The following is an 18,093-nucleotide window of genomic DNA, read 5'->3' as shown; positions in this document are numbered from 1 at the left end:
GAGTTCCTTTGTCGCCAGATGAAATCAAGTCGCGGGTCGCTTCAGGGCTGCTGTCGTTTCCAGTCACGCATTTCAACGAGGATTTCAGCCTCAATCTCGAAAGCTATCGCGCGCATGTCGAATGGCTGTCGGGGTTCGGTGCCGCTGCCCTGTTCGCGGCCGGCGGCACCGGTGAATTCTTCTCGCTGTCGCCGGAAGAGGTCGCCGACGTTACCCGCGCGGCCAAGGATGCCTCGGGAAACGTGCCGATCATCGCCGGCTGCGGCTACGGCACGGCGCTCGCCACGGAAATCGCCCGCCGCGCCGAGGCTGCGGGAGCCGACGGTCTCCTGCTTCTGCCTCACTATCTGATGGAGGCCTCGCAAGAGGGGATTTTTCGGCATGTCAAGGCCGTGTGCCAGTCCACCGGCCTCGGCGTCATCATCTACAACCGTGCGAACTCGGTCGCCGGTGCCGACACCGTTGCACGCCTTGCTGACGCGTGCCCAAACCTAATCGGGTTCAAGGACGGCACAGGCAAGGTCGATCTTGTCCGCCACGTCACCGCAAAGCTTGGCGATCGGCTCTGCTACATCGGTGGCATGCCCACGCATGAGCTGTTCGCCGAGGGCTTCAACGGCGCCGGCGTGACGACTTATTCCTCCGCGGTCTTCAACTTCGTGCCGGAATTGGCCCAGCGCTTCTACAGGGCGATGCGGACAGGTGATCGCGCTATGATGGAAGAAATCCTGCACAGCTTCTTCTTCCCCTTCGCGGCCCTGCGCGATCGCGAGCAAGGTTATCCGGTGTCGATCATCAAGGCCGGCGTCGAGCTCATCGGACGGACACCCGGCCCGCTTCGGCCGCCGCTGACGGATCTGAAGCCGCAGGAGAAAGACGTGCTGCGCGGACTGATCGAGAAGATCGCCGCCTAGCCGCCGCGAGATCGGCAAATCGTCGGCCGCACGGGATGAGGAGGATCGTCTCGTGCGACAGCCAAAACGGAAGATCCCAAACGGAAGATCAAGGGAGGAGTGACATGAACAGAAGCATTCATGCGATTGCAGCTGTCGTATTGATGACCGCTGCCGCGCCATCGGCCGTCGCACAGGAAGCGGCGCAGGAGATCCGTATCGTCCTGCCGGAGCAGCCGGCCAATCTGGAGCCCTGCGGCACCATCATCACCAATGTCGGCCAGATACTCAGCCAAAACGTGGTTGAATCGTTGACCGTCATCGATCCGGTCAGCGGACAGCCCCAGCCGAAACTGGCGACGGAGTGGACCAGCGTGGACCCGACCACCTGGCGGGTCAAGCTGCGCGAGGGCGTCAAATTCCAGGACGGAACCGAACTCAATGCGGATGCGGTCGTCTTCTCAATCAACAGGATGATCAGCGGCAAGCTTACCTGCAGCAACATTGCGAAATTCGGCGATGCCAAACTGACGCTGACGCCGGTCGACAAGCTGACCGTCGAAATAAAGTCGGACAGGCCCGAGCCCATCATGCCGACGCTGTTGAGCGTGGTCATGATCGTCTCGCCGAAGACGCCGGTCGACCAGGCGGTGAACGATCCGGTCGGCACCGGCCCGTTCACGCTGTCGACCTTTTCCCCGCAGACCGTGGTGCTGGACGCGTTCGACGGCTATTGGGGCAACAAGCCGCAGATCACCAAGGCAACCTATGTCTGGCGACCCGAATCCTCGATTCGAGCCGCCATGGTGAAGACCGGGGAAGCCGACCTGACACCGTCGATTGCCATCCAGGACGCAAGCAATCCGGAGACGGATTTCGCCTACCTGAACTCCGAAACCACTGCCATCCGCATCGATGCCGCCGAGCCGCCGCTCGACGACCTGCGCGTGCGCAAGGCGCTCAACCTGGCGATCGACTGGGAAGGCCTTGCGCAGCTGTTCGGCGACGACGTCAAGCGTGCGTCGCAGATGGTCGTCTCCGGGATCAACGGCCATGACGACGCGCTCGAGCCTTGGTCGTATGATCCGGAAGAGGCGAAAAAGCTCATCGAAGAGGCGCGCGCGGCGGGTGTCGCGGTCGACACCGAGATCAAGCTCATCGGGCGAAACGGCATCTATCCGAACGGCGCCGAAGCGATGGAGGCGATGATGACGATGTGGCAGGACGCCGGCCTCAACGTCAAGCTTACCATGCTCGATGTCGCCGACTGGCTGCGCTATCTGCAAAAGCCGTTCCCGGCGGAGCGCGGCCCCAATCTCCTGCAGATGATGCATGACAACAACAAGGGCGATGCGGCCTTCACGGTGCCGATCTTCTATCGATCGAGCGGCAGCTACTCGACCTTGGCCGATCCGGCATTCGACAAGCAGATAGACGAGGCACTGGCGGCGACCGGCGAAGCCCGCACCAACAGCTTCAAGGCGATTTTCGGCAAGGCCCGCAACGAAGTGGTGGCGGACATCCCGATGTTCCATATGATCGGCTACACCCGGGTTGGCACCAGGCTGGAATGGAAGCCCGATATCACCACCAACAGCGAAATACCGCTGGCCAATATCGCCATCAAAGACTGAGCGATACGGGGGCGCCAGGCGGTCGTCGCCCTGCGCCCCCGACCCGTTGCCTCCGTCGATATCCGCCGAAGGGCATCCGAAATGATAACCTATCTTGGACGCCGGGCGTCGCACAGCATCCTGTCGGTCATCGGTCTTTTGACCTTGGTTTTTTTCCTGACACGGCTCACCGGCGATCCTTCCGCCTTGTACCTGCCTCTGGACTCGACTGCGGAAGCTCGGGCCGCGTTCGCGCGGTTGAACGGCCTCGATCAGCCGATCCATTGGCAGTTTCTGGGATATCTGCGCGATCTGCTGCAGCTGGATTTCGGTGAATCGCTGCGCCAGAACCGCTCGGCGATGCAGGTCGCGCTTGAGGCGTTCCCGGAAACACTGAAGCTGGCCGTCGTCGCGATCACGCTGTCGACCGCCTTGGCAATTCTTGTCGGCTCGCTGGCGGCCGCGCGGCCGGGCAGCATCTTCGACCGTATCGCCAGCCTCGTCTCGCTGGCCGGCGCAAGCGCGCCGGATTTCTGGGTCGCCATCGTCGGCATCCTTGTCTTCGCCGTGGGGCTCGGAGTTTTGCCGACATCGGGCACCGGCAGCTGGGCGCACTGGATCATGCCGACCTTCGTGCTGATGCTTCGCCCTTTCGGTCTCCTGGTGCAGGTCGTGCGCGGAACCATGCTGTCGGCGCTTGCCTCTCCATACATCAAGACCGCAAGGGCCAAGGGCCTGCCGCGGCAGAAGATCATCTTCGGGCATGCGCTTCGCAACTCGCTGCTGCCGGTCGTCACGGTCGCCGGCGACCTGGCGACCAGCCTCGTCAACGGCGCCGTCGTCGTGGAGTCGATATTCGGCTGGCCCGGCATCGGCAAGCTGATGATCGATTCGATCATCCAGCGCGATTTTGCCGTCGTCCAGTCGACCATTCTGGTGACGGCAACCGCCATCTTCATCCTCAACATCGCGATCGACCTGCTCTACGCGGTTCTCGATCCGCGCATCCGGTACTGAGCCATGACGATCATCACCCCCGACATCAAGCCGGCGGCCGTTCCAGGCAGCGGTCGCGTGCTTTTCGCCTATTTGAAGCGCGACAGGCTTGCGCTCGCCGCTGCTATTTTCCTGGCGATCGTCGTCATCGCGGCGGTCCTTGGCCCGTGGCTGGTGGGCGACGCCGCATCGCGGCTCGGGCTGCGCCAGCGCAACCTCGCCCCGTTCTCGCTGGCCAGCGGCTGGATCTACGTCCTTGGCGCCGACACCCTCGGCCGGCCGATCCTGGCCAGGCTGATTGTCGGCGCGCAGAACACGTTCGGCATTGCCGCGGCGGCGGTGTTCGCGTCAATGCTGGTCGGTGGAACGCTGGGCCTGATAGCGGGCTATTCGGAGCGCTGGTACAGTCATCTCATCCTGCGCCTGGCCGATGTCGTCATGAGCTTTCCCTCGCTGCTGCTGGCGCTCATCGTGCTCTACACACTGGGCCCAAGCATCACCAACCTGGTGATCGTTCTCGCCGTGACGCGCATGCCGATCTACCTCAGAACTGCGCGCGCGGAAGTGCTGGAGCTGCGCGAGCGCATGTTCGTCAGCGCGGCGCGAGCCATGGGCGCGAAGCCGGCCCGGATCATCATCCGGCACATCGCCCCCCTGGTCCTGCCGACATTGGTGACGATTTCAGCCATTGATTTCGCGACCGTCATTTTGTCGGAATCGGCGCTGAGTTTCCTTGGCCTCGGCATTCAGCCACCGGACTTCACGTGGGGTGCGATGGTGGCAAACGGCCGCGGCTATCTTGCCACCGCCTGGTGGATCGCATTCTGGCCGGGCCTTGCAATCATGCTGACGACGCTGTCGCTCAACATCCTCTCGAACTGGGCACGCACCGTTGCCGATCCGCAGCAACGCTGGCGCCTTCAGACATTGCGAAAAGCTGCCCGATGAGCAACGCGACCATTCTCAAGCTCGAGGGCCTGACCGTCGATTTTCTTTCGGATGACCAGCCGGTACGCGCCGTCGACGATGTCTCTTTCCACGTCAGCCGTGGCGAGACGCTGGTGATCCTCGGCGAAAGCGGTTCGGGAAAGAGCGTCAGCACCAGCACGGTGATGGATCTCGTCGACTGCCCGCCAGGCGATATCGTGGCCGGCTCCTGCTTCTTCGACGGCGTCGAACTGTCAGGCCTCGGTGCCGAGGCGCGCCGAAGCATCAACGGCCGCAGGATTGCGATGATCTTTCAGGATCCGCTCGCCTATTTGAACCCGGTCTACACGGTGGGGCGCCAGATCGAGGAGGTCTTTGAGAGCCACGGTGCGGCAGCCGGCAAGGCCGCACGCGCCAAGACGATAGAACTGCTTCGGCGGGTCGGCATTCCAGAGCCGCAAAACCGCGTCGACTTCTATCCGCATCAATTCTCGGGCGGACAGCGCCAGCGCGTGATGATTGCCATGGCGATCGCGTTGAAACCGGACATCCTGATCGCCGATGAGCCGACGACTGCCCTGGACGTCAGCGTGCAAGCGCAGATCCTCGATCTGCTGCGCGATCTCCAGCGCGAAACCGGCATGGCGTTGATCATGATCACCCACGACCTCGAAGTCGCCGCGTCCATGGCGGACCGGATCATCGTCATGAACGGCGGCAAGGTCGTCGAGACAGGCATCGCCAAGGAGGTCTTCAGCAATCCGCAGCACGCCTATACCCGCCGCCTCATCGCCGCCCTGCCCCACGGCAACGCAGCGGAGGCGCCCAACAGGCGTTCGACGGCGGTCGCCGGCGAGACGCTGCTCAAGGTGGAACATCTCACCAAGCACTATGAGCTTGCTTCCGGAGCTTTTAGCAGCAAGCGGACGTTCAAGGCGGTGGATGACATAAGCTTCGAGGTCAGGAGAGGAGAAACGCTCGGCATCGTCGGCGAGTCCGGGTCCGGCAAATCGAGCGTCGCGCGCATGCTGCTGGGGCTGAACGCGCCAAGCGCCGGTAGCGCGGTCTTTGCCGGTGAGAACATCTTCGACATGAATGGGAAGCGCCTCATGGCGTTTCGGCGCAAGGTCCAGATGATCTTCCAGGATCCATACGGATCGATGAATCCGCGCATGCGCGTTTATTCGATCATTTCCGAGCCCTGGGTGATCCACCGCGATATCCTGCCGAAGGACAGGTGGAAGGCTCGCGTGGCAGAGCTCCTGGAATTGGTTGGGCTGTTGCCGGAGCACGCCGAGCGCTACCCGCACCAGTTTTCCGGCGGCCAGCGACAGCGCATCGCCATTGCGCGCGCACTTGCCAGCGAGCCGGAACTGATCGTCTGCGACGAGGCGGTTTCGGCGCTCGACGTCTCTATCCAGGCGCAGGTGATCGACCTTCTGGCCGACCTCAGGACCAGGCTCGGCCTCTCCTATATTTTCATCACCCACGACTTGCCGATCGTGCGCCATTTCGCCGACCGGATCATGGTCATGAAAGACGGAAGGATTGTCGAGGAAGGTCAAACCGCGGCGCTGTTCGGGGCGCCTCGCCACAAATATACGCAAAGCCTGTTGCAGGCTGTGCCCAGGCCCAAATGGCTTACGCAGGCTCAATAGTTCGTCCGCGCGCCCAGCTAGCGTTGCCGACTGATGGGCCGAATGCGCTTGACAAAATGGCGATCGCCCGCTCAATTTGACCCATTCACCAGGGGGGTCCCGGCAAGGGGCTGAGATACTGCTGGCTTTCGCGGCGCAGTGACCCGTTGAACCTGATCCAGTTCATACTGGCGTAGGGACGGTGCAAGCGCTTTGCGGGAGTCCATGCCCGAAAACCTGTAAGCAGGCAGACCAAAGCGTCTTTTCATCCTTCCGGCACAGAACTGGGTCTCCAATGCATGAGCAAAGGAGCCTCATAATGAATGCCATTTCCCCCGCCGTGTCGACGGGACCGCTGCCCGCCTCAAGGAAAATCCACAAACCCGGCCTTATTCACCCGCAGATCAGGGTGCCGATGCGGGAAATCGCTGTCCATCCGACGGCAGGCGAACCGCCTGTCACCGTTTACGATCCGTCCGGTCCCTATACGGACCCGACTGTCGAAACCAGCATCGAAAAGGGCCTCGCCAGGTTTCGCCATGAATGGGTTACGGCGCGCGGCGACGTCGAATTCCACGATGGCCGCAGTGTCAGGCCGGAGGACAACGGCTTTGCGTCAGGTGAGCGCCTGACGCCGGAATTTCCCGTGCGCCACCGGCCGCTAAAGGCAAAAACGGGCAAAGCGGTGACGCAGCTTGCCTATGCGCGGGCCGGGATCATCACCCCCGAAATGGAGTTCGTCGCCATTCGCGAGAATCTCGGCCGCGAGAGCTTACGCGGCGGGATGCAGCGCGACGGCAACTCTTTCGGCGCGGTGATCCCGGACTTCGTCACGCCGGAATTCGTGCGCGACGAGATAGCGCGCGGACGGGCTATCATTCCCTCCAACATCAACCACCCGGAGAGCGAGCCGATGATCATCGGCCGCAATTTCCTGGTCAAGATCAATGCCAATATCGGCAATTCAGCCGTCACCTCGTCGATGGCCGAAGAGGTCGAAAAAATGGTCTGGGCGATCCGCTGGGGAGCCGACACCGTCATGGACCTGTCGACCGGTCGCAACATCCACAACATCCGCGAATGGATCGTCCGCAATTCGCCTGTGCCGATCGGAACCGTGCCGCTCTACCAGGCGCTTGAGAAGGTCGGAGGGATCGCCGAGGACCTGACCTGGGAAATCTACCGCGATACGCTGATCGAACAGGCCGAACAGGGCGTCGACTATTTCACCATCCATGCCGGTGTGCGGCTGCACTACATCCCGCTGACGGTCGACCGGGTCACCGGCATCGTGTCGCGCGGCGGCTCCATCATGGCCAAGTGGTGCCTGCATCACCACCGCGAAAGCTTCCTCTACGAGCATTTCGAGGAAATCTGCGACATCTGCCGCGCTTACGACGTGTCGTTCTCGCTCGGCGACGGCCTTCGTCCCGGCTCGATCGCCGACGCCAACGACGCGGCGCAGTTCGCCGAACTGGAAACGCTCGGCGAGTTGACAAAGGTCGCCTGGGCCAAGGATTGCCAGGTCATGATCGAGGGGCCGGGCCATGTTCCGATGCACAAGATCAAGGAGAACATGGACAGGCAGCTCGAAGTCTGCGGCGAGGCGCCCTTCTACACGCTTGGGCCGCTGACCACCGACATCGCACCCGGCTACGACCACATCACCTCAGGCATCGGCGCTGCGATGATCGGCTGGTACGGCACGGCGATGCTCTGCTATGTCACGCCCAAGGAGCATCTCGGTCTCCCCGACCGCAACGACGTCAAGACGGGCGTCATCACCTACAAGATAGCCGCGCACGCCGCCGACCTCGCCAAGGGTCATCCGACAGCGAAGCTCCGCGACGATGCGCTGTCGAGGGCGCGGTTCGAGTTTCGTTGGGAAGACCAGTTCAACCTGTCGCTCGACCCCGAAACCGCGCGCTCCTTCCACGACGAGACGTTGCCGAAGGAGGCGCACAAGCTGGCGCATTTCTGCTCGATGTGCGGGCCGAAATTCTGCTCGATGCGCATCTCCCACGACATTCGGGCCGAGGCACAGAAAGAGGGCATGGCGGCGATGGCCGCGAAGTACCGCGAGGGCGGCAATCTTTATATGCCGGTGGACGGCGAACCGCCCATGCCGAAGATGCCGGAGCCGTCATGAGGCTGCTGGTCAAAGGGGCTGGCGTCGCCGGCCTCACCGCCGCCTTCGAACTCGCCGCCCGCGGTGCTGCGGTAACCATTGCCGAGACCCGGCATGGCCTTGGCGGCAACGCATCATGGATGGCCGGCGGCATGCTGGCGCCCTGGTGCGAGCGCGAAAGCGCCGAGCAGCCGGTGCTGGATCTCGGACGCGACGCCGCCGACTGGTGGGATGCGGTCCTGCCGGGTCATGTCACGCGGGCCGGAACACTCGTTTTGGCAATGCCGCGGGATGCGGGCGAACTCGCCCGGTTTGCAAGCCGCACGTCGGGTCATCGGCGGGTCGACGAAGACGAAATCGCGCTCCTGGAACCCGAGATCGCCGGCCGCTTCCGTCGCGGGCTGTTCTTTCCGGGCGAGGCCCATCTCGACCCACGCCGAGCAATGGCGGCGCTGCATGAAAAACTCGCCGCAAGCGGCGTCGAGTTCCGCTTCGGAGTGGACGCCCGGCACGTGACGGGATTCGACCGCGAGATCGACTGCATGGGAATGGCGTCCAGCGATGAAAGGCTTCGCGGCGTGCGCGGCGAGATGCTGATCCTGCGTACACCGGACATCTCGCTGTCGCGCCCAGTCAGGCTGCTGCACCCGCGTTTGCCGCTCTATCTGGCGCCGCGCGCCGACCACCATTTCATGGCTGGTGCAACGATGGTCGAGAGCCTGTCCACGGAGCCGGTCACGGTACGGGCGATGATGGAGCTCCTGAACGCCGCCTATTCGGTTCATCCCGCCTTTGGCGAGGCCGCGATCGTTGAGACGGGCGTCGGCATTCGCCCGGCGTTTTCCGACAACCTGCCGCGCGTCGAAGCGCATGGCAGGAGCGTCGCGATCAACGGGCTCTACCGCCATGGTTTCCTGCTGGCCCCCGCCATGGCGCGCCGGGCGGCCGACCTTGTTTTCGATACTGACAAACCGGTGGAACTTACTGATGAAACTGACGGTCAACGGCGAAGCGCATGAGATCACCGCCGCCACCCTGGCGGAGCTTCTCGCCGCGCTTGACTACGAGGGCAACTGGCTTGCAACGGCCGTGAACAGCGAGGTTGTGCACGCGACTGAGCGGGCGCTGTTCCAGTTGAAGGACGGCGACCGGATCGAAATTCTCTCACCCATGCAAGGAGGTTAGCAACGTGATCGAGCTTTACGGAACCAAGCTTCCGTCGCGCCTGCTTCTCGGCACCGCACAGTACCCCTCGCCCGCCATTCTTGCCGATGCGGTCAAGGCATCCTGCGCGTCCGCGGTGACCGTCTCATTGCGCCGCGAAATGGCCGGCGGCAAGGGTGGCGAGAAATTCTGGTCGCTTATCCAATCGCTGCGGCTGCATGTCCTTCCCAACACCGCCGGTTGTCACTCCGTCAAGGAAGCCGTCACGACCGCAAAGATGGCGCGCGAGGTCTTCGGCACGAACTGGATCAAGCTCGAGGTGATCGGCAATCATGACACGCTGCAGCCTGACGTCTTCGGCTTGGTCGAGGCCGCGCGAATCCTGTGCGACGACGGGTTTGCTGTATTTCCTTACACGACGGACGATCTCGTCGTCGCCGAGCGATTGCTGGAAGCCGGATGCGGGGTGCTCATGCCCTGGTGCGCGCCGATCGGTTCTGCGCTTGGACCGGTAAATATCACCGCGCTCCGCTCGATGCGCGGCCATTTCCCGGATGTCCCGCTGATCGTGGATGCGGGCCTCGGCCGCCCATCTCACGCGGCTCTCGTGATGGAACTCGGCTTCGACGCGGTGCTCCTCAACACGGCAGTGGCCAAGGCCGCCGATCCGATCGGCATGGCGCGCGCGTTCGGCAAGGCGGTCGATGCCGGCCGTGAGGCCTATCGCTCCGGCCTGCTCGAGCCGCGCGACCTCGCCGTCCCATCGACGCCGACAATCGGCCGGGCAGTCTTTCAATGAAACTCGATCCTTTTTATCTGATCGTCGACAGCGCCGCCTGGATTGAAAGGCTGGCGCCGCTCGGCGTCAGGCTGGTGCAGCTTCGCGTCAAGAACCTCGACGAGGCTGCGTTGCGCGCCGAGATCCGCAAGGCGAAGGCCTTGTGCGCCGGTTACAAATGCCAGCTCATCATCAATGACTTCTGGCGGCTGGCGATCGAGGAGGACTGCGATTTCATTCATCTCGGACAGGAAGATCTGCAAGCGGCGGACCTTACCCGGATAAGGGCTGCGGGTCTCCGTCTCGGCCTCAGCACGCACGACCATCTCGAACTCGAAACAGCCCTTGCCGCCAGACCGGACTATATCGCGCTCGGCCCAGTCTATCCGACCATCCTGAAACAGATGAAATGGGCGCCGCAGGGGCTCGAACGGCTTGGCGAATGGAAGCGCCGGATCGCGCCGACACCTCTGGTCGCGATTGGCGGCCTCAATCCCGACCGGATCGAGGGCGTCTTCGGTGCCGGTGCGGACAGCGCCGCGGTAGTGACCGACATCACATTGGATGCCGATCCGGAAGCGCGAACGCGCCAGTGGATCGAAAAGACGAGCCGATGGCGTTGAGGCGCGAACCGCATGTGCTTGTCGTCGGCGGCTCGGACTCCAGCGGCGGCGCCGGCATAGTCCGCGACATTGAGACGATCTCCGCCCTCGACTTGCGCACCTGCCTTGCCGTTACCACCGTGACGGTGCAGACGCATGAAGCCGTCGCGCAAATCCACAAGTTGCAACCCGGGCTGGTGGCCGATCAGATGCGTGCCGCGCTGCAAGCCAATGCGGTCGGGGCGATCAAAATCGGCATGCTCGCGACGGAGCAAACCATCGTCGCCGTCGCGGATGTGCTGCGCCAAAACCCACAGATACCGGCAGTCATCGACCCGGTGCTGGTCTCTTCTTCGGGTTGGCCGCTTCTGGACACAGGCGCTATCGGCGTCCTGAAGCATGAACTCATCCCGCTTTGCCGTCTCGTCACACCCAACCTCATCGAACTGGCTGTCCTTGCCGGCTCAGACCCGGCCATCGACGAGGACGGCGCATTGCAACAAGGTCAGAAATTGCTCACCGCCGGATTGCAGGCCCTGCTGATCAAGGGCGGCCACGCCGCGGGGTGTCGATCGACGGACATCCTGCTGCGCGCCGATCAAGAGCCCATCCGCTTCGATGCGCCGCGTCTTGGCGGATCGATGCGCGGGACGGGTTGCGCGCTGGCCAGCGCCATCGCCGCGCACCTGGCAAACGGAAGCCTGCTTGAAGACGGCGTGCGCAAAAGCAAGCTGTTGGTTTTCGAGAAGCTTCGGAAATCGATCTCTCGGGATTGAGGCGGTTGAGCTTGGCGGGGGCTTTTCTGGGCAGCAAGCTGGCGGCCGGTTCTTCGCCTTCCTTCGGAGAGTCTCTCAGACAGCACGCGAAGTAAATCGCCTTGTCGGGTCTTGTCTCAAGCGATGTCGTCGCGAATGCAGGCCTTCAAATGGCCATCGGACGTTGTTGCCCGCAACGGCGGGACGATGCCGGCGCAAGCGTCGAGGGCAACCGGGCAGCGGGTTCGGAAAACACACCCGGTCGGCGGATTTGCCGGGCTTGGAATGTCGCCCTTCAGCACCTGCCGGCCTTGCCTGGCCAGCGGGTCGAGCGACGGAATGGCCGAGAGCAGCGCGCGCGTATAGGGATGCTGCGGCCGGGCATAGAGCGCGGCAGCAGGCGCGACTTCCATGATGCGGCCGAGGTAGAGAACGATCACCGTGTCGCAGATATATTCGACGACGGCCAGGTCATGCGAAATGAACAGCATGGTCAGGCCGAGCCGGACCTGCAGGTCGCGCAAAAGATTGATGATCTGCGCCTGAATGGAGACATCGAGGGCAGAGACCGGCTCGTCGGCGACGATGAATTCGGGTTCGAGCGTAAGCGCCCGGGCGATGCCGATGCGCTGGCGCTGCCCGCCCGAAAATTCGTGGGCGTAGCGATCATAGGCATCGACTGGCAACTCAACAGCAGCAAGCGCCTTCTCAGCCTTCGCCCGCCGCTCGCGCCTGCTGCCGATGCCCTGAATATCGAGGCCTTCGGTCAGGATCTGACCGATGGTCATGCGCGGCGACAGGCTGGCGAACGGATCCTGGAAAATATACTGCATCTTGCGGCGCTGGCGAGCCAGAGGCCCGGCGCTCAGCTTGGTGATATCGACGCCGTCAAAGCTTATTTCGCCGGACGTCGGCTCGATGAGACGCAGCACCGAGCGGCCGATCGTGGTCTTGCCCGACCCGGATTCGCCGACGAGGCCGACCACCTGGCCGCGCGCGATGTCGAAGGAAATATCGTCCAGCGCCCTGACGACAGGACCGCGCGAGAACGCCGTCGGCGCAAAATGCTTGGTCAGGTTCCTGACTGAAAGGAAGGGAGCGTCCACTGTCAGAGTTCCTCCCAGCGCAAACAGCGGCTTTGCTGGGTCGTCGTCGCCGCGAACAATGGCGGTACAGCAGTGCGGCAGGCATCGACAGCCAGGGCGCAACGCGGCGCGAAAGAGCAGCCCTTGGGCAGCAAGGCAAGCGATGGAACATTGCCGGCGATGGTCGGCAGCGGCGTTCCTGCTGCCTTCAGCGTAGTAGCCTGGCCAAGCCGCGGGACCGAACGCATCAGCCCGGCGGTGTAGGGATGACGCGGACGGTTGAACACCTCGCTCACCGGACCCGATTCCACGATGCGCCCGGCATACATCACCGCGACCTGGTCGGCGATCTCGGCAACGACGCCGAGATTGTGCGTGACGAATAGAATGCCCATGCCGCGTTGCGCCTGCAGCGCGGCCAGCAGGTCGAGAATCTGGGCCTGGATGGTGACGTCGAGCGCGGTGGTCGGCTCGTCGGCGATCAGCAAGGTCGGATCGCACGACAAGGCCATGGCGATGGTGGCGCGCTGGCGCATCCCTCCCGACAGCTCATGCGGGTATTGCCGCGCCCGCCGATCAGGGTCGGGAATTCCGACCTGAGCCAGCAGCCGCACGGCCTCAGTGGCCGCATCCCGATGCGACCTTCCGAGATGGATGCGGATCGGCTCGGCGATCTGTTCGCCGATGCTGTAGACCGGATTGAGGCTGGTCATCGGCTCCTGGAACACCATGCCGATGTCGTTGCCGCGCACCTTGCGCAGCGACTCGGGATCAAGGCCGGTCAGTTCGGTGACCGTGCCGTCCCTGCGCCGCAGCGCGATCGAGCCCTCGGCAATGCGTCCGACCTTCTTCGGCAGCAGGCCGATGATCGACAGGCTGGTAACCGACTTGCCCGATCCCGACTCGCCGACCAGCGCAACCGTCTCGCCCGAACCTATCACCAGGTCGACGTCCTGCACGGCGGCGATGTCGCGTCCGGCGATACGGAACACCGCCCGCAGACCGGAAATCGAGAGGATCGGAGCGTCCACGGTCAGCGCAGCAAGCCGACGTCGCGAAGGATGATGTCGACCTTTGCGGCTTCCTCGTCGTTCAGGCTGCGTTGCGGCCGCGCCATGGTGTTGGAGGCGATGATGCCGAGGCTCCTCATCGCGGTCTTGAAGGCACCGACCCCGGCCGAGCCGGCGCTCGTCCTGCCGAGCGAGATCCAGACGATCTCGAACAGCTTCAACAGCCGCTCCTGCTCCAGGCGGGCCTCGGCGTGCTGACCCGCCTGCATCAGGTTCCACAGCCTGACGTAGCCGTGCGGGTCGACATTGGCGAGGCCCGGCACGACCCCATGCGCGCCCATGGCAAGCACGCTGTCGACCAGGATCTCGGACCCGGTCATGCCGAAAAAATTCGGGTCGTTGGCCATGTCCTTGAGCACATAACGCAGATTGCCGTCGTCACCGCTGGAATCCTTGATGCCGGCGATAACGCCCTCGCTGGCCAGGCCGACGGTGGTCTGGCGCTCCAGCTTGACATGGACGCAGACCGGGATGTCGTAGGCGATGATCGGGATGTCGACCGCATCCTTGATGTAGCGGAAGTGATCGCCGATCTCGGGCTGGCTGGTGCGGGCATAGAACGGCGCGGTGACCACGACTGCGTCAGCGCCGGCCGATCTGGCGATCAGGGCGTGGTTGACGACGCGATCGGTTGTCGGGTCGATGACCCCGGCGAAGATCGGAACGCGGCCATCGTTGACCTTGACCGCGTGCTCGATGATGGCCCGGCGGCCGGCCTCGTCATGGAAGACCACCTCGCTGGTCGAGCCGAGCACGAACAGGCCGTGAACGCCGCCGTCGAGCAGGTTTTCGATGGTCCGCGTGAACGATGCAAAATCGACACTGAGATCGGAATGGAGTGGGGTGACGACGGGTGGCACGACACCGGTAAACAGGGGCATTTTTTCAAAAACCTTCAGGTCAGTTGAGATCGGAACGAGGGTCGAATGCATCGCGCAGGCCATCGCCGATGAAGTTGATGGCCAGCACGGTGAGCACGAGTACGGCGCCGGGAAACATCCATTGCCAGGGGTATTGCTCGAGCACCACGGTGGAGCGGGCGAGATTGAGCATGTTGCCCCAACTGGCTTCGGGCGGTGCGATGCCGAGGCCGAGGAAGGAAAGGCCGGCTTCGAGCAGAATGGCATTGGCGATCTGCAGCGTGGCGTAGACGACAAGAATGTCGATGCAGTTCGGCAGGCCGTGGCGGAACAGGAGATGCGGCAGCCCCGCCCCCATGCCACGGGCGGCGACGACGAAGTCACGCTCGCGCAGCTCGAGCAGCCGGGCGCGCACCATGCGCGACAGCACCGGCCAGGAGAGCAGCGAGATCACCAGGATGGTCGGCGCGATGCCGGTGCCGGCGATCGAAGCGAGCACGAGCAGGAAGATCACCGGCGGCAGCGTCATGGCGAGGTCGACGAAGCGCATCACCGTGCCGTCGACAAGGCGCCCGCCGAAGCTGGCGACAGCGCCGACCAAGAAGCCGATGACGATCGAGATGGCGACCGAGCAGACGGCGACCAGCAGCGAGATCCGTCCGCCTTGCAGCAGCCGGGCCATGACGTCGCGGCCGACGCCGTCGCTGCCGAGCCAATGAATGGCGGACGGCCCCTTGTTGATCGCCCTGAGATCGATGGCGTTGGGGCTGAACGGCCACCACAGGGAATAGGTCGAGACCGCCAGCAGAATGGGGACGACGATAAGCAGACCGGCGCGCGCGGCACGATTTTCAAAGAACCGGCCGAGCGCGCGGCGAAGCGGTCCCTTGGTTTGCGGCCCGGCTGTCGGGTCGATTGTCGGATCTGGTGCGGTGATCGTCATCACGACACCTGGATGCGCGGGTCGACGACGGCATAGACGATATCGGTCAGGAGATTGACCAGAATGACGCAGATGCCGATTACCAGAGTGGCGCCCATGATCACCGGGTAGTCCCTTGTGCCGACGGCGTTGACCAGCAGCAGGCCCATGCCCGGCCAGTTGAACACGCTTTCGAGGAAGATGGCGCCGCCGATCGCTATGCCGACCGTCGACCCGATCAGGGTGATGACCGGTAAAAGCGCATTGCGGGTTGCATGCTTGATGATCACCCAGAATTCGCGCACGCCCTTGGCACGTGCGGTCCGCACATAGTCCTGGTTGAGCACTTCCAGCAGCGACGCGCGCATGTAGCGCATGATCAGCGCGGCGTGTCCGATGGACAGCAGGCAGGCGGGCAGGACCAGGTGCGCGAGCACGTCCGCTACAGAAAAAGGCGCGCCGGCGGTCTGCATGCCGCCTGATGGCGCCCAGCGCAGCAGCACCGAGAAAAAGTACAGTCCCAGAAGTGCCGTCAGAAACGCCGGGCTGGAGATGCCGACGAAGGAAACCACCGACAGCGCGATGTCGGGCAGCGTGTTACGCCGGACGGCGCTGAAGATGCCGGCGGAAATGCCGAGCACGATGGCGATGGCCAGGCCGGTGCCCATCAACAGCGCGGTCGGGCCGATGCGCTCCATGACCAGCGGCAGCACGGCAACGCCGCTGCGCTGGATCGAATAGCCGAAGTCGCCGCCGAGCGCAGCGCGAAGCCAGGCGAGGTATTGCACGGGAAGCGGCTGGTCGAGCCCAAGCCGGTCGCGCAGGACTTCGAGGTCGGAAGCCGTCATCGGGCTGGACGGATTGATATAGGCATCGATCGGATCGCCGGGCGCCAGCCGCAGAAGGATGAAGATGAGGACGCTCAGGGCGACCAGCATCAACAGTCCTGTAGCGCTGCGGCGGGCAATGAAACTCAGCATTGGCTGTCCGTGGCGATGGTGAGCGGAGCCGGCATCGTGCCGGCCCGTATCATTGGCGGGCCGGAATGGCCCGCCAGCCGTTTTACTGGATGTCCCAGCGTTCGGGGTGAGCCGCATAAGGACCGCCGCCCGGCGCCGGCGTCCAGACAAAGTCACGTAGCTTGTTGGAGGCTACGCCATAGCGGTTGGCCACCCATAACGTCGCCCAGGGCAGATCCTTGTTCATCACCTTGCAGACTTGCTGCCAGGATTGATCGATCTTGGCCGGATCGGTCTGGGCGAGCGCAGCGTCCAACGCGGCGCTGAGATCATCGAACTCGATGCGCATGGTGTTGAAGCCTGCCGGCGGAATCTGGGACTTGTTGAGACCCGGGCTGATGCCGGCCGGATTGGGACCGTTCTGCAGGCCGGCATAGACCATCGCAAACGCGTTCCAGTCCGGCGTGCCTTCCTTGTAGACGATACCGTTATAAGTCGGCGTATCGACGACGCGCGGCACCACATTGATCCCGACCTCGGCCAGCATCGACTGGATGGCAGACATCACGTTGGCGGCTTGCGGCGAGCCGTAATAGGTCAGCAAGGTGATCGGCTTGTCGCCGTTGATCTTGTCCCAGCCCGCCTCGGCAAGCAGAGCCTTGGCCTTGGCCGGATCATAGGCATATCGTTCGAGACCTTCGGGAAGCAGGTGCGGCGCGACGTAGCCGCAATTGGCCGGTTTGGCCGCGCCGCCATAGAGGCTCTCGATGATGGCATTGCGATCGATCGCGTACATGATCGCCTGGCGCACGCGAACATCCTTAAAGAGCTCAACCTTCTGGTTGAGGCCGATGTAGTTGACCACATAGGAGGCGCCCTCGATTACCTTGAAATTGCTGTCGCTCTTGAAGGTTACCGCATCGTCGGGCTCGACATAGGTGAACTGGATTTCGCCGGCGCGCAGCGCCGCAACGGCCGCCGCCGGGCTCTCGAAATACCTGTTGATGAGCACGTCGACCTTCGGCTTGCCGCCGCGATAGTCGTCATCCGCGGCCAGTTCGACATATTGGTCGCTGACATAGCGCTTGAACTTGAAGGGGCCGGTGCCGACCGGCGTGGTGGACCACCAGGTGCTCGTGGCCAGCGTTTCCGGCGGCATCGCGGCCAGGGCATGCTCCGGCAGGATCATCACCTGCGAGAGAATCGACAGGAAGGAGCCGTTGGGCTTCGACAATTTGACAACCACGGTGCGATCGTCCGGCGCGTCGACCGACGCGATGTCGCCAAGGCGCGCGGCAAACAGGCTGCCGGACGCCTTGTTCCTGGCGAGCTCAAGCGTGAATTTGACGTCCTTGGACGTGAACGGCCTGCCGTCGTGCCAGCTCTCCTGGGCAAGGTTGAACGTGTAGGTCAGCTTGTCGTCGCTGACCTTGTAGTCCTTGGCCAGATCGCCTTCGAGCTCGGTCAGTTCGGCGTTGTAGATGACCAGCGGTTCAAAATAGGTGCTGAGCCAGGTAAAGCCCCCGGTCGCAGCCAGCGGATTGAAGTTCTTGGGAAAGCCGCCGGGGCCGACATCGAAGCCTCCGGTGATGGTCTTGGCGCCCTGTGCCTGGACGCTGGTGGCAAGGCTAATGCCGCCGAGCAGCAGCCCGGTGATGGCCAGATGATGAGCTATGGTCTTGATGCGCATGGTTTTCCTCTTTT

The 18,093-nt window shown here is 63.4% G+C and carries 17 protein-coding genes and 1 riboswitch; of the genes, 11 read left to right on the top strand and 6 right to left on the bottom strand.

Annotated features, from left to right (window positions below; genetic code table 11):
- Positions 1-8 precede the first annotated feature (8 nt).
- The 11 genes from kdgD to AC0L3H_RS01545 all read left to right on the top strand — a co-directional run bounded on the left by kdgD (position 9) and on the right by AC0L3H_RS01545 (position 11,514).
- Positions 9-914, top strand: a complete 906-nt coding sequence (gene kdgD, locus AC0L3H_RS01595) for a 5-dehydro-4-deoxyglucarate dehydratase (RefSeq protein WP_473584249.1) — start codon at positions 9-11, stop codon at positions 912-914.
- A gap of 104 nt (positions 915-1,018) precedes the next feature.
- Complete coding sequence (locus tag AC0L3H_RS01590) at positions 1,019-2,527, top strand: ABC transporter substrate-binding protein (RefSeq protein ID WP_473584248.1); 1,509 nt, start codon at positions 1,019-1,021, stop codon at positions 2,525-2,527.
- Positions 2,528-2,608: 81 nt separating this feature from the next.
- Positions 2,609-3,523, top strand: a complete 915-nt coding sequence (locus AC0L3H_RS01585; protein WP_287294145.1) for an ABC transporter permease — start codon at positions 2,609-2,611, stop codon at positions 3,521-3,523.
- A 3-nt stretch (positions 3,524-3,526) separates the two neighbouring features.
- Positions 3,527-4,450: an ABC transporter permease gene (locus AC0L3H_RS01580; protein WP_473584247.1), complete on the top strand. Its 924-nt coding sequence runs from the start codon at positions 3,527-3,529 to the stop codon at positions 4,448-4,450.
- On the top strand, positions 4,447-6,087 hold the full coding sequence (locus AC0L3H_RS01575; protein ID WP_473584246.1) for an ABC transporter ATP-binding protein: 1,641 nt from the start codon (positions 4,447-4,449) through the stop codon (positions 6,085-6,087). The genes AC0L3H_RS01580 and AC0L3H_RS01575 overlap by 4 nt, the downstream gene beginning before the upstream one ends.
- Positions 6,088-6,167: 80 nt before the next feature.
- A riboswitch (TPP riboswitch) is annotated at positions 6,168-6,284 on the top strand.
- A 101-nt stretch (positions 6,285-6,385) separates the two neighbouring features.
- Positions 6,386-8,215, top strand: coding sequence for a phosphomethylpyrimidine synthase ThiC (gene thiC / locus AC0L3H_RS01570; protein ID WP_473584245.1), 1,830 nt, complete (start codon positions 6,386-6,388; stop codon positions 8,213-8,215).
- Positions 8,212-9,213, top strand: a complete 1,002-nt coding sequence (gene thiO / locus AC0L3H_RS01565) for a glycine oxidase ThiO (protein ID WP_473584244.1) — start codon at positions 8,212-8,214, stop codon at positions 9,211-9,213. The genes thiC and thiO overlap by 4 nt, the downstream gene beginning before the upstream one ends.
- A complete protein-coding gene (thiS, locus tag AC0L3H_RS01560; RefSeq protein ID WP_128168003.1) occupies positions 9,182-9,379 on the top strand; it encodes a sulfur carrier protein ThiS in 198 nt (65 codons plus the stop codon). The genes thiO and thiS overlap by 32 nt, the downstream gene beginning before the upstream one ends.
- Positions 9,380-9,383: 4 nt before the next feature.
- The gene (locus tag AC0L3H_RS01555; protein ID WP_473584243.1) at positions 9,384-10,157 is read left to right on the top strand and encodes a thiazole synthase; all 774 of its coding nucleotides are present in this window, start codon (positions 9,384-9,386) and stop codon (positions 10,155-10,157) included.
- Complete coding sequence (locus AC0L3H_RS01550) at positions 10,154-10,759, top strand: thiamine phosphate synthase (RefSeq protein ID WP_473584242.1); 606 nt, start codon at positions 10,154-10,156, stop codon at positions 10,757-10,759. The genes AC0L3H_RS01555 and AC0L3H_RS01550 overlap by 4 nt, the downstream gene beginning before the upstream one ends.
- Positions 10,750-11,514, top strand: a complete 765-nt coding sequence (locus AC0L3H_RS01545) for a hydroxymethylpyrimidine/phosphomethylpyrimidine kinase (RefSeq protein WP_473584241.1) — start codon at positions 10,750-10,752, stop codon at positions 11,512-11,514. The genes AC0L3H_RS01550 and AC0L3H_RS01545 overlap by 10 nt, the downstream gene beginning before the upstream one ends.
- Before the next feature lie 116 nt (positions 11,515-11,630).
- Here AC0L3H_RS01545 and AC0L3H_RS01540 read toward each other — a convergent pair whose 3' ends face one another.
- The 6 genes from AC0L3H_RS01540 to AC0L3H_RS01515 form a co-directional block, all read right to left on the bottom strand.
- Positions 11,631-12,599: an ABC transporter ATP-binding protein gene (locus AC0L3H_RS01540; protein ID WP_473584240.1), complete on the bottom strand. Its 969-nt coding sequence runs from the start codon at positions 12,597-12,599 to the stop codon at positions 11,631-11,633.
- 2 nt (positions 12,600-12,601) lie between these two features.
- Positions 12,602-13,609, bottom strand: a complete 1,008-nt coding sequence (locus AC0L3H_RS01535; RefSeq protein WP_473584239.1) for an ABC transporter ATP-binding protein — start codon at positions 13,607-13,609, stop codon at positions 12,602-12,604.
- Between the two features lie 2 nt (positions 13,610-13,611).
- Positions 13,612-14,529 (bottom strand): dihydrodipicolinate synthase family protein, encoded by a 918-nt coding sequence (locus tag AC0L3H_RS01530; RefSeq protein ID WP_473584238.1) that lies wholly within the window; start codon positions 14,527-14,529, stop codon positions 13,612-13,614.
- 19 nt (positions 14,530-14,548) lie between these two features.
- Entirely contained in the window at positions 14,549-15,451 is a 903-nt protein-coding gene (locus AC0L3H_RS01525) for an ABC transporter permease (RefSeq protein ID WP_473584237.1), read from the bottom strand.
- Entirely contained in the window at positions 15,451-16,410 is a 960-nt protein-coding gene (locus AC0L3H_RS01520) for an ABC transporter permease (RefSeq protein ID WP_473584236.1), read from the bottom strand. The genes AC0L3H_RS01525 and AC0L3H_RS01520 overlap by 1 nt, the downstream gene beginning before the upstream one ends.
- An 82-nt stretch (positions 16,411-16,492) precedes the next feature.
- Positions 16,493-18,079, bottom strand: coding sequence for an ABC transporter substrate-binding protein (locus tag AC0L3H_RS01515; RefSeq protein WP_473584235.1), 1,587 nt, complete (start codon positions 18,077-18,079; stop codon positions 16,493-16,495).
- Positions 18,080-18,093 lie beyond the last annotated feature (14 nt).

It is taken from the genome of Mesorhizobium sp. WSM4816 (assembly GCF_055811535.1).
Note: the sequence above shows the minus strand (reverse complement) of the source record. Positions and strands in the feature narration are given on the sequence as shown.